Source organism: Pontibacter pamirensis (genome assembly GCF_010015475.1).
Taxonomy (GTDB): domain Bacteria; phylum Bacteroidota; class Bacteroidia; order Cytophagales; family Hymenobacteraceae; genus Pontibacter; species Pontibacter pamirensis.
Genome location: NZ_SSNI01000011.1, coordinates 154,861 through 167,388, shown reverse-complemented (window position 1 = coordinate 167,388; position 12,528 = coordinate 154,861). Strand labels below are relative to the sequence as shown.

Annotated in this window: 10 protein-coding genes and 1 tRNA gene; 6 read left to right on the top strand and 5 right to left on the bottom strand. The window is 48.0% G+C overall.

All coding sequences use genetic code 11. The annotated features are described in order from the left end of the window. The first annotated feature begins 86 nt into the window (after positions 1-86). From E1919_RS11385 to E1919_RS11360, 6 genes are all read left to right on the top strand, one after another. Complete coding sequence (locus E1919_RS11385) at positions 87-800, top strand: phosphatase PAP2 family protein (RefSeq protein WP_162053524.1); 714 nt, start codon at positions 87-89, stop codon at positions 798-800. Between the two features lie 114 nt (positions 801-914). Beyond that, positions 915-996: transfer RNA gene (locus E1919_RS11380), tRNA-Leu, on the top strand. 113 nt (positions 997-1,109) lie between these two features. Beyond that, complete coding sequence (locus E1919_RS11375) at positions 1,110-1,805, top strand: phosphatase PAP2 family protein (RefSeq protein WP_162053523.1); 696 nt, start codon at positions 1,110-1,112, stop codon at positions 1,803-1,805. A gap of 145 nt (positions 1,806-1,950) precedes the next feature. Continuing rightward, entirely contained in the window at positions 1,951-4,821 is a 2,871-nt protein-coding gene (locus tag E1919_RS11370) for a tetratricopeptide repeat protein (protein WP_162053522.1), read from the top strand. Positions 4,822-4,953: 132 nt separating this feature from the next. Continuing rightward, entirely contained in the window at positions 4,954-5,508 is a 555-nt protein-coding gene (locus E1919_RS11365; protein WP_237144271.1) for a histidine phosphatase family protein, read from the top strand. Between the two features lie 121 nt (positions 5,509-5,629). After that, positions 5,630-6,916: a DUF389 domain-containing protein gene (locus tag E1919_RS11360; protein WP_162053521.1), complete on the top strand. Its 1,287-nt coding sequence runs from the start codon at positions 5,630-5,632 to the stop codon at positions 6,914-6,916. On the opposite strand, the gene E1919_RS11355 is transcribed toward E1919_RS11360, so the two are convergent. The 5 genes from E1919_RS11355 to E1919_RS11335 form a co-directional block, all read right to left on the bottom strand. After that, complete coding sequence (locus E1919_RS11355) at positions 6,908-7,339, bottom strand: RDD family protein (protein ID WP_162053520.1); 432 nt, start codon at positions 7,337-7,339, stop codon at positions 6,908-6,910. The two genes, E1919_RS11360 and E1919_RS11355, sit on opposite strands and share 9 nt — an antisense overlap. A 321-nt stretch (positions 7,340-7,660) precedes the next feature. After that, on the bottom strand, positions 7,661-8,134 hold the full coding sequence (locus E1919_RS11350) for an RDD family protein (RefSeq protein WP_162053519.1): 474 nt from the start codon (positions 8,132-8,134) through the stop codon (positions 7,661-7,663). A gap of 112 nt (positions 8,135-8,246) precedes the next feature. Continuing rightward, positions 8,247-9,236: a cytochrome c gene (locus E1919_RS11345; protein ID WP_162053518.1), complete on the bottom strand. Its 990-nt coding sequence runs from the start codon at positions 9,234-9,236 to the stop codon at positions 8,247-8,249. A gap of 307 nt (positions 9,237-9,543) precedes the next feature. Next, positions 9,544-10,815 carry a gliding motility-associated C-terminal domain-containing protein gene (locus E1919_RS11340; protein ID WP_162053517.1) on the bottom strand — a complete coding sequence of 424 codons (1,272 nt, stop codon included), beginning with the start codon at positions 10,813-10,815 and terminating at the stop codon, positions 9,544-9,546. 668 nt (positions 10,816-11,483) lie between these two features. Beyond that, positions 11,484-12,437 carry an NmrA/HSCARG family protein gene (locus tag E1919_RS11335; RefSeq protein WP_237144269.1) on the bottom strand — a complete coding sequence of 318 codons (954 nt, stop codon included), beginning with the start codon at positions 12,435-12,437 and terminating at the stop codon, positions 11,484-11,486. Positions 12,438-12,528 lie beyond the last annotated feature (91 nt).

The following is a 12,528-nucleotide window of genomic DNA, read 5'->3' as shown; positions in this document are numbered from 1 at the left end:
ACCAATGCCTTTACCAAATGAAGTACGTACAAGAGGGAGTGCTTTGGTACAAACCCGTAAACAATTTTAAATGAATTGCGAACTTTATGATCCAACGAATATTTAGAAAGATAGTGGCTGGCGCAGCCTTGTTTACAGTGGAACTGGTATTTGTATGGCTGCTGTTTCTGGCCTGCATTATCTGCTTTTTGTATATAGGCGCCGAAATACTACAGGGTGATAAATTAGGTGTGGATGAGTCTGCCTTTAGTTTTGCAGCAGACATTGCCAGCCCTGCCCTGGACAGTTTTATCAAGTTTATCACTTTTTTTGCCTCCAGGCAGTTTCTCACACCTGCTGCCCTGTTGCTTATTGCCTACTTCCTGTTCGTGCGCAGGCACCGGTGGTACTCGGTGAAGGTGCCTGTGGTGGCGCTGGGCAGCATCACCCTTAACATCGTCCTCAAGTTCTTTTTCGACAGGCCAAGGCCCCTTATGCCCTTGGTAGAGGCTTCCGGGTTGAGCTTTCCGAGTGGACACTCCATGGTGGCGGCTTCTTTCTATGGCCTGATAATTTACTTGGTCTGGCATAATGTGCAGCCAAAGATATGGCGCAATGTGCTGGTGGCGCTGCTGGTGATTTTTGTAATACTGATCGGGTTTAGCCGAGTCTATCTGCGGGTGCATTACGCTACCGACGTGCTGGCGGGTTTCTCTGCCGGCTTTATATGGGTTGTCGTCGGGCTGTGGGCTTTGCGCCGCCTGGAGCGGCTTTCTAAAAAAGAACTGGACCCGGTGGTGGAAGAGGAAACACCAGTGTGATTTTTCTGCAATTTTTTTTGAGCCCTTATTGCAAATTAAAATCTAGCTGTTACCTTTGCAATCCCAATCATTAAGGGTTAAGGGTTTTGGGACGTTAAATTTTTAGTGAGTTTCGCGCACGTGGCGAAACTGGTAGACGTGCAGGTCTCAGAAGCCTGTGCCTTCGGGTGTGGGAGTTCGAATCTCCCCGTGCGCACACTAAGTTTAAAAAGCCAGTCTTCGGACTGGCTTTTTTGTTTTCAACCCTTTTCATTCAGGCATTGTTTAGGGCTAACAAGGGAAACAGCACAGCGTATATCTGTTCAGATTATGAAGCGCCTGACACAAAAACTACTCAGCCTTTTAGCCCTGCTTTCGGTGGAGATAGTCGTGCTGTGGGTGACATTCTTCGGGTGCCTGCTGCTTTTCCTGTTTATGGCGAACGAGGTATTTGTGCAGCGAGACACTGCCCTGGATGAAGCGCTGTTTCGCTTCGCCTACCGCCACACCTCTCCGCGCAACACACAACTTATGATAGGTATCTCTTTCTTTGCCTCTGCTGAGTACCTGATGGTGGTGCCGCCGCTTGTTGTGCTGGTGTTTTCCTTTTTTAAAGGCCTGCGCTGGCTTGCGCTCAAAGTGCTGCTCATCTCGATGTCCAGTGCCATCCTGAACCAGTTAATGAAACGGTATTTTGAGCGGCCGCGCCCGGAGTTTGCTATGCTGGAGCAATCGGGACTTAGTTTCCCCAGTGGCCACGCCATGATTGGCAGTGCTTTTTATGGTGTGTTGATCTACGTGGTCTGGCGAACAGTGCGTCATACGCTATGGCGCTGGCTGCTTACCCTGCTGCTCACGCTGCTGATACTCCTGATTGGCTACAGCCGCATCTATCTGAAAGTACATTATGCCACCGATGTACTGGCAGGCTATGCCATGGGTATCCTATGGCTCATCCTGTCCTTATACTTTATGCGCAGGCTGGAGAAAGTCTTTGTCAAAAAGGTGGAGCAGGAGCAAGCTTAAACTGCAGAACTGCCTTTATTTATTTTAGATTACATCAGTTTATCAGGCATCAGTTGGTATAGAAGCGACAATGTGCTTATTTTTAAGTTTATTGAATCGCTCAGTTCTAAAGTTATTGTAGCGCCTAAACCCACTTTATCAACTCATGCACCTTACCTCTGTTACAAAATATCTGCTCTGTACCCTTATCCTGTTCACGGCTGTACCTGCGCTTGCCCAGCACCCTGATGATGTGGCTGCGGTTCGGGAGAAGCTGCTGCAGGAGCGGCAGGAGATAGTACAGGAGCAAAATATAGATGCCGCCGCCAAAGCAAAGAGGCTGCTGGAACTAGGGGACTGGCAGACTGCGCAGCAGTTGCTGGAAAGCGCCACACTTGGTGTACCCGTAAAGCTGGCAAAAGCAAGGCTGGCGATGCTGCAGAACGAATTTAAGCAGGCCGGGAACCTCGTGCAGGAGGTGCTGAAAGAAAACCCAACGCAAGGGAAGGCGCTCTTGCTGCAGAGCCTTTTGCAGATACAAGCCTGGGAGTTAGATAAAGCTATTGCTACCGCCCGGCAGTTGCTGCAGGCAAACCCAAAAGACGAGGCAGCTGCTTTAACCGTAGGGCGTATCCTGATGCTGCAGAAAAAGTATACCGAGGCGCTGGCATGGGCACAGAAAGTGCAGTCATGGAACCCAAAGAATGCTGGCGCTTACCTGCTGGAGTCGGATGTGTATTTCTGGAATCAGAAACCGGAACTGGCCGAAAAGCCGCTCATCACCAGCCTCACTTTAGACCCTTTCAATGCTGATGCCCGCTTTAACTACGGCTATGCCATCTGGCGCCGGGTGGATGCCACGCAACTAAACGACATGGCTGCCCAATGGGAACTGGCGCTGGAACTGAACCCGCTGCATTATGTCACGCACTGGCACTGGGGCAATGGCCATACCAACTTAACCTACGCCGATTATGCCCAGCCTGAGGATGAGGAGGTACGGAAGGCCTTGAATGAAGCGGACAGGCTTATCTCCGAAAACAGGCTGCAGGAGGCGCTGAAAGCGGCGCAGGCAGTGCAGCAACAGTACCCGGCTTCTGTGTTGCCTGCCATGTTGCGCGGCTCCACTTATTACATGGCCTTCGATATGAACCGGCAGATCCGCCTCGACTCCGCACAGGCAATTTTTCAGCGTATCCTCCAAAAAAAGAAGCATTACGGACCAGCACACAATGCTTTAGCCGCCGTTATCAAGCAAAAACAGCTGACGTACCTGCACAACTACGACTCGCTGCAGCAGGTTGTGGCGCAGACTGTAGTTGAGGACCCGGTAAACTTTGCAAAAGTGTTTCCGGATGTGGCTTATTATCCCGGTAAGGAGGTACAGCAGATGGTGTGGTCGCAACTGTATGAGAGCATCGTGTATTTTCCGTTTCTGTCGAGGCAGCGCGAGAAGTTTGTGATACCGCCCCTGCACACAGACCTGGCTATCGCCATGAGTTCTCCCTACTTCCGGCAGGCCACAACCTTCGATAACCGCCAGTGGATGGACATCAGGGGAGTGGGCAGCGGTGCGGCGGCTATTGAGTATGTGGTGCGCGGCTCCTACCTGGAGCGGAACGTGGTGCTGCATGAGTATGTGCACCTATTTCACCAGAGCGTCTTCACCGATGCTGAGAAACGTGCCGTGCGCCGCCTTTACCACCAGGCCATGGAAGAGGGCCGCACCTTAGACTACTACTCTGCCAACAACGAGCATGAGTACCTGGCACAGACGTATCCTGCCTACTTTGAGCCGGTAAAAGTGCACCCGCTCAATCACAAATCCATCAACACCACCGCCGACCTCAAAGCGAAAGACCCGGCGCTGTATACTTTCCTGGATGAGCTGGTGCAACGGCAGCGGGCCTACCTGGCAGGTGATAAAAACGCTATGGCCAGCAACTGGGCTCAGGTTTATCTGAACCTGGCTGAGCAGGAAGAAGATTTTCCGAAGGCCCTTACGCTGCTCGATACCGCCCTTACGTATGACGCGCATTACCAGCCAGCCCTGATAGCCTATGCTAGCGTGAAACAGCAGCAAAAGGAGTACGCTGCCGCAGTAGACTGGCTGCAGAAAGCGAAAGACATCAACCCGGGTTATGCTCCCATTTATTTGGCCGAAGCAGCATTGCTGGAAGCTCAGAAGCGGTCCGGAACGCTAGCGCTGCAGGAGGCACTGAAGAGCCAGGTTGCGCTGTATCGTAAAGCGATGGAGTTAGAAGATGATCTGCTGCAACGCGCCTATACTAACCAGCGTTTCCGGGAGTTGTACGAGAGCTATGCCATGGTGCCGGAAGCAATTGCTACAGCGGAAGTCTATGTGCAGGATGCACCCATCGTCTCCACATACCTCCGGGACCGGCGCGACGAAGCAATTGCCTATGCCAGCTGGCTCAGAGGCACGAGCCAGGTAGCCCCGGAAGCGGTAAAGCAAATCTCCACAATAGTGGCGCGGAAGCCGCAAAACTACAGCCTCCGGAGACAGTATGCGGATGTGCTGGCCGCGCAGGGTGATTATACAGCGGCTTACAAAACACTGGAGGAGGCACAGCGCATTTTAGAAGCCTCCGGCGCAGCACGCCCGGATTATATGATGCGGATGGCTGCCTACCAATTACAGCTCAAAAACAAAGCCGCCGCCGAAGCGCTGATGCAGCCTATACTTAGCCACAAGGTTGAAGTAGGTGGGGAAGAGTATCAATTAGTTGGCATACTGGCAGATTTAGGTGAGTTAGAGCAGGCAGAGACGGTGTTAGCGCAGCAGCCTGCCCCGGAGACAGTACTTGAAAAAGCACAGCTGCATTTTGCCACCGGACGCCTGCTGGAGGCAAAGAACAAAAACAGGAAAGCCATCAGGTCTTATGAGGCGGCTTTGCAGGCGAACCCTTATATGGCAGAAGTGCGGCAGCGGCTGGTGCAACTGTTGGAACGCCAGGGAAAGCAAAAGCGGGCAGAGCAGGTAAAGGCTGCCGTAGAAAATCTTGTGCAGTTATAAGCTCTAAACGAAACATACATCACTTAACATCCGGATTTATGTAACACCAGTTTATACTTTGTTTTAAGTCCCGCTGGGCTCTTGCGTAAAATCATTTAACACATACCTTTTAAAATGCAACTGAACTTTCTTTTGAAATTGTGGCTACTGCTGCTGCTCTTTTTAAGTGTGGCTGCCTGCCGCAGTAATACCACTGCAAATGAAGAGGCACTCGCAGACCGTGCTGCTAGTAAGCCTGTTACAGTATACCTGGTGCGCCATGCGGAGAAGGAAACCGCTGACCCTAAAAACGAAGACCCGGACCTGACTGCAGCCGGAGTGGCGCGGGCAGAGGCCCTGCGTGCGCTGTTAGAAGAGCAGGAGGTACATGCCCTGTATGCTACCAAATACATCCGCACCATCAACACCCTAAAGCCTTTGGCAGATGCCCGTCAGCTGGAGGTACGGCAGTATGAGGCGCATGATTTCGATAACCTGAAACAGCAGCTCCTGCAAAACCACCAGGGAGAGACGGTTGTGATTGCCGGTCACTCCAATACTATACTACCTATCATAGAGGCCTTGGGAGCGAAACGACCCATATCAGAAATAACAGACAGCACCTATGACCATATTTTTAAAGTAACTGTTGATTCAGGTGGTACAGCTACTGTGGAAACGAGCCGGTTTGGTGCAGCAAGCAACTAAGTGAAGCCAACCTTTGGGATACCTCCTGAAGCCTCTGTAGCTAAAACTGCAGGGGCTTCTGCTTTTAGAGCAAACACTAAAAGGGTTTGTCTCCGTATGATGGTATGGAAAATAAAGAACTATGCGCAGATTAACCATCAAAGTAAAAGAGGGAGAAGGTGAGGAAATAAAGAGGATAGCCAAAGAGAAGAACGGCAAAAACCTGATGATACAGTCGCTGGAGGATGGGGGGGAGCTTGTGACCGTGAACCTGAACAACAAGATGGTGAGCAGTTTTATAGAGGCCATGAGTAAGTATGAGGAGGCTGAAATTAATCTTATCCCGCGCGGTATCATCGCGCTTTACCCTCCCCAAGGCCAGGCGCCTGACCAGGTGGCTGATGTATCGTTTCGGAGCCCCATTGAGATTTTTCTTGGAGGCGTGCAGAGCGTTGGTTCTAAAAAGGGCCTGATTATATATTCTTTGGCCGGGTCAGTGCTGGTTTGGATTGGGCTATACACCGGCACCAGCTATCTGTTGGTGGCGGCCATGCTGGTGTCGCCGTTTGCAGGGCCGGCCATGAATGCCGCCCTTGGGGCTGCCTCCGGTAAAATGGGGCTGCTGAAGCAAAGCCTCCTGCGCTACTTTATGGCTATCGGTACGGCTGTTATTGTTACGTTCCTGCTTTCCTTCTTTGTGGATCAGCAGCATGCTACGCCGATGATGGTGTCTGTAAGCCAGGTTTCGCGGTTGTCGATTTTGCTGCCGATTGTAGCCGGTATAGCAGGCGGTTTAAATATCATCTCATCGGAACGCGACAGCCTGGTGTCCGGAGCTGCTGTGGGTATGCTGGTGGCAGCCTCGCTGGCTCCGCCAACCGGCTTGATTGGCATGGCGCTTAACTTCGGAAACTGGCAGTTGATACGCAGCGGTATTTTTCTGTTAATAATACAGTTGGCTGGCATTCAGCTATCCGCGGCCCTGGTTTTCAGGTTTATGGGGAACGTAAGCATTAAAGGGGTGCGTTTTGCGAGCGGAAAGGCCTATGTATTCTACCTATCCATGGCGGTGTCGGTGCTGGTGATAGGAGGGCTGCTGTACTGGCAGTTTTCCAGTCCTCCAGGACTGCAGAAGGCAAGTCTGAATACTCTCATTACAGAGGTGATGCACACAACGCTTGAAGAGATGGAGGATGTGGAAACCATAGAGATAAGCGCCCGCTTCACGCGTGGCACCCTGCCTGATCTGAATCCGGTTATCTGCGAGCTGTACCTCTACAACCGCAGCAATACGCTTTCTGATGAAGAGGTGAAGCAGCAGGTAAGTGCCCTGCTCTACAAGCGCATCAAGGAACAGAATTGGAATGCCGACCCGATGTTCAATATCACGGTGCTGGACTACCAGGGAAATCCATCCAATTTACCGTAGAATAACCTGCGTGTGCGCCAGCTTGTCGTGAACAGTGCGAAGAGTAGTAGGAAGGGTGGATAATAGAAACTGCTTCACCAGTACAATTGCGGTAAGAGGCTTGGCAATATAGCGTATAGTGGCTGCTTTAAAGGAAATGCGCTCATTTGTAGTAGTGGTTACCCGCAGGTGCAGGAGGTATTTACCTAAAGTCGCCTGGCAGGGACAGGTTTCGGTACCGGCAAAATACAGCCAGCTCAGCAGCAGATGCAGCAGGCGTTCCGGTTTCAGCAAGAACGCGTCGTCATTGCTGCTAAACGTCAGGAAATCAGCTATACCTATCAATGTCAGGATAAGCAGAACATCAACGGAAAAGGCTGCTAACCGTGTCTTCAGGCTTGCTAACTCTGTCTTTTTATCTTGTTGGGTATAAGTAAATTGCATTACATAAATAAAGTCGGCCGGATAAAATGACTCCGACCGACTTTATACTTAACTGGCTGAACAAGGTTTCAAAAGCACTTTATTTAGTTTAATAATTTCTTGTTTATAACATATCTATTGTGCGAACATCAAAAATGCAGATAATTTTATTTGAAGATTCAGCTGCATGTTCCTGAAACCATATAAAATATCGTTAAAAGTGCAGCAAAGGAGCATATTTGGTGCCTCGCCGCTTTAAATTTAGATTTTTTAGCCTTGGCTGTGTATTTATAAGGAGGCGTGATAAGCTACACTTTCCCTTATCACTACCAGAAATAAAATTCAGACGGGCTCTTGTTGCGCAGGGTGCTTAAGCACAAGAGTTTTGGCTAATAAATCGTGCAGAGCCTGGCGGCGTTCTGTAAAGGCGGCCATTATATACCCTATGAGCAGGAGCAGCCCCGACAGCAGCCTTCCGAAGAAGCGGCCGGTGGCACGGGAAAAGGTGATCGCGTATCCCTCCGTATCCGTCACAAAGATGCCCATGATTTGTTTACCTGGTGTGGCCTGGTAAGAGGAACTTTCGAAACTGGCATAGTATAACCAGCTTATCACGATGCTGATGAAGTTCATCTTCAGTCGGGCTTCATAATCATAGATGTCCGGGACAAGTGGTAGCCCAAGCACCGTTATAAACAGCGCAGAAAGAATAGATAACAGGATCCAATCAATTAGAAAAGCTACCAGGCGTACACTGAATTTAGCATAAGTCAGGTGGATAGGCTTTCTGTCTTCTTCCTGTGTGTAAAATTCCATCTGTTAAAATTGGCTTTACAGCTATAATACGACATACCGAACACTTGTACAAAAAAAGCTACCCGGCGCATGCGCCGGGTAGCTTTTCAGAATGTAAGACCTTCTGGTTAATTTATGATTTAGCGGGAGGTGTAAAGCGCTCCATCTTATTCTTGATAGGCTCTACGGTCATCAGGTACTTGTACATAGCGCGCAGGTCTTCTTCTTTCATGCCGGCATACATGCTCCAAGGCATAATGGTATTTGGCCCGCCAGGAGTTACGGTGGCAGGGTTTTCATGCATCTTAAAGCGTTGCACAAAAGCGTCCTCTGTCCACTTTCCAATTCCGGTTTCTTTATCAGGGGTAATGTTGGCAGAGCGCAGTGTACCACCATCCGGAGTAGGAAACTCCATGCCACCGGCCAGGAGCATGCCCTCCACCGGGGCTCCTTGTTCCTGTGGTGTGTGGCAGTCGTTGCAGGAGGCGATGGTGAACAGGTATTCGCCTTTTTTTACATCATCATTCAGCGCAGTTTTCTCAAGTACTGCTGGTGCGTTGTTAGAGGGCATTGTGCGCAGAATCAGGTTCATCGGAAAGTCGGGGTCAGACTTCGGCACGTTGTTTTTAATTGGCTCTAAAGTGCGGATATAAGCAATTACAGCATAAGCGTCCTCTGTCGTCATGTGGCTGTAGGCCTTGTAAGGCATCACCGGAAATAACGGTTCACCGTCTTTACTCACTCCTCTTGTCATCGCGCGGTAAATCTCACCGTCTGTCCAGGTGCCTATACCTGTTTCTTTGTCCGGAGTGATGTTACGGGCGTAGAAGGTACCTGGGAAGCCCAGAGAGTGGTCAAACTTATCACCACCTTTGCCTTCAGTACCTTTCTGGAATGGACCTGAGAAGCGGGAGAAGTCGCGGGTAGAGTGGCAGTCGATGCAAATAGCTACGTGGTTGGCGATGTATTCTCCGCGTTCAACCAGTGCAGGTGTCTTTTCAATTGTCACAACAGGGGCGGCATCCACGTTCGGGAAGGCGTACTGCAGATAAATAATGCCGGCGACAGCAACTGCCACCAGTGTAACTACCACGTATCCCGTAATTTTTAATGCCTTTTTCATAATTTTCTAATGATGTTAAATTTTGGGGAGCGTTAATTTTGGGTGACATTAACTTGGTAAATATCAATATAAAGTATAATTATACAAGATGGATATACCTTATTCTCTATGTATTTTTAGTAGATAACATTTTTGAATTGGTAGACAGCATAAAAAAAGTCGCAGACTAATTTGTCTGCGACTTTGTGGAAGGTTAAGTGTTGATGCTTAGTTATTTAAAAGTTGTTTTGCTGTCGGTTGTTTTAATTTCTGTTACCGTATTAATACTCCCAATCTGTATACATTTTATTCACGCTCTTCTTCAGGCTTATCGGGATATCGTCAATGCACCTTTATATGTTTTACTACTTGTATTGCTTTTTAGATAATAGAAGTAAATACCACTACTGCTGCCATTCCCGTCCCAGGTATTTTTATAGTTGTTGTCAGAAAATATCAGTATGCCCGAACGGTTATATATTTCAAGCCTCCAACTGTCTTGCAAATCATCAATGACTTCAAATACATCATTCAGATTGTCTCCGTTCGGAGTAATAATATTCGGTACGTAAAACCTGCATCCCTGAATGGTTACATTAATAGTGTCCGTAACAGTGCAGGTACCCCTGGTGACCTCAACCCAATATTTACCTGATTCAGTAACTTTGATAGCTGAACTGGTAGAATTATTACTCCATTTATACTTGGCAGTAGGAATACTTAGAGACAGGAATGTTTGTTCACCCTCACATAAACGTATATCTGGTCCCAAATCAACTTCGATTGGCTTTTCTATAGTTACATTTATTGTATCAGCTGTTTTACACCCATTCAAGTAAGTTTGCACCCAATACTTACCAGACTTAGTAACTTTATAAGTACTGTTAGTAGTGCCATCCTGCCAAAGGAACGGGCCACTGGCAAAAGACGCATCAATCGTATACTCACTGCTTCCACAAACTCTAATATCATTCCCAAGACTGAGCTTCGTTTTGCGGTGTGCCTTTATGTTTCTGATATTATCAACTAGAATGTCTCCATTGTAAAAGCTATACCTGTTAGGGGAGAAATAACCCTGCAAGGTTATAGATGTGTGGCTTTCTTCTGGAGAGAATCTTACAACGTAAGTCCGCCAATCTTTATGATCTATAACCGGTGAGTTCCACAAATTCTCAGTTGTAGCGCATAAACCGTTGCCGCCCCAAATTTTTAAGATACCAGGTTGCCTGGAGTTAACGTCTTCATAGTCGGGATCAAACGCTAAACTTATTTCGAAGGTGTAGCAAGAGTCCTGATGGAAAGGATAAGTGAGATTTTGCGTCACCGACTCGAAACTTCCGCTGTTTCTTTGCCTGAATACTAAGCCTAAATAATTGACCCCATGGTCTGGGGGGAGACTAACTCCCCAAACGCCTGGTTGTGTATCCGGAGTACTTAAGGGGCCACCGCAATTTTCCCATAATTCAGGTGTATATCCCTCACTTGTTCTTCCTTCGAACGAAGGATTATTGATTCTTTGGGCATGGCTTAAAAAAGGAAGTGCTATAATCAGGAAATAAAGCGAAACAGCTTTTCCCAGGCAGCTTAAAAAAGGAAACATGTAAGATAGTAGAAGTATGTATAATATATAATTCTTGTCGGATGCACTTCGTGCTTTAAAGTGCCTTCAAAGTATCGCCTTCTCTGCGAACCTGAAGCCAGATAGTCTGAACTGGAGGCATCATTTTTTGATTAACTCAAAGCTAACCGCGCTTCCCTTCTTTCTTGTGATGATATTAGCGAACCAGTATGAAGCACAAATAACTACAGTTTAGTAGCAGTTAATAACAGAGTTCTCAAATATAGTGTATATTAATAATATTATATACATCATTTTGAGGCCGATCCTGCCCAATTGGTAGAATCGGCTTTGGCTTATCACTCCAGCAGCACAAAAAACTCGCCTCCCTGCAAATTGCAGGAAGGCGAGTTTTGCCATTAACAATGTAAAAAGCCGCCAGGCCCGGACTGTTATAAGGTACCGTAACCACATTCAGGCCATTGGCCAGCTGTTGCTGGTAAATTTTTATGTTTGCCGAAAGGCGTTTGCTCTCTTAAAATTATACCAAAAATGGCTTGTATGGAAAAAGAAGTAGGTATACAAAGATATGGTCTTGTTAAGAGGGAAGCTTTGGTCGGTGAAACAGGAGAAAGCGCCACGGCCTGCCGTACCCGGTCCGGCAGGCCGTGGTAACCTTGATGTATGATAGAGTTGACTAAAAGATAATATCATTCAAGAGGTATGCGTTGTGCATTTTGAGAGAGCCACATGGAGAAGTTTTTTAACCCGGGGTTCAGCTCTTTCGAAAACTTGACATCGCGCACTGAATTGCACACTTCCTCGAAGTCGCGGTAAAACTGAAACATATTACCCAGGTCGTCTGCCCCGGGAAAGCCCAGGTTCCGGTATGCTTCCGGGGTGATGTTGTTGTACAGCACTTCCTGTCCGATGGCTTCTGAAAGTTGAGCAGCCATCTCCTGTCCTGTCAAATGCTCCCCTGCTACGCCAATTGTTTTGCCAACAAGTTCTTCTCCTCTTTTAAAGATGCCGTAGGCGCATTTGCCTATATCTTCGGCAGCTATGCCAGCCATTTTCTTATCGTCCATGGGCATGGTAAGGTATAGCTTGCCATCAGGCCCTTTTTTAGGTCCAGCACCGAAGAAGATAAAGTTATCCCAGTAGAATGAGGCACGAAAAAAGGTGGTGGGTACCCCAGCATCGGTAAAGAAATGATCCGCTTCTCCTTTGGCATCAAAATGCGGAACTTTATACTTTTCCTGTAGGGTAGGCATTCTGTCGTCATCCAGCGGTACCCATTTTCGGGTGTCTTCCAATGTTGACCATATCACATGCTTCAAACCTGCTTCACGGGCTGCCTCGGCCATGCTCTTTGCCTCAGTAATTTCTTTTTCCGGTGAGAAATGGTCCCAGAAGAAAGTAACAAAGTAGGCACCGTATGCTCCTTGTAAGGCTTCATAGATACTTTGCTTGTCATCAATATCAGCAGCTACTACTTCTGCACCCATGTTGGCGAGTTCCTTCGCCTTGTCTGAATCCACGTTTCTTGTAACAGCACGAACAGCAAAGTCGCTGTTCGTATCTTGCAGGATGGCACGCGCAACACCGCCTCCCTGGGCACCTGTTGCACCGAATACTACGATTACCTTCTTCTGTGACATCATTATAGATTTTTATTAATCATACATAGTATAAATTTATATTAAATAAGTTATACGGTTGATGAATGCAGGAAGCTTTATTTACAGGTATAAA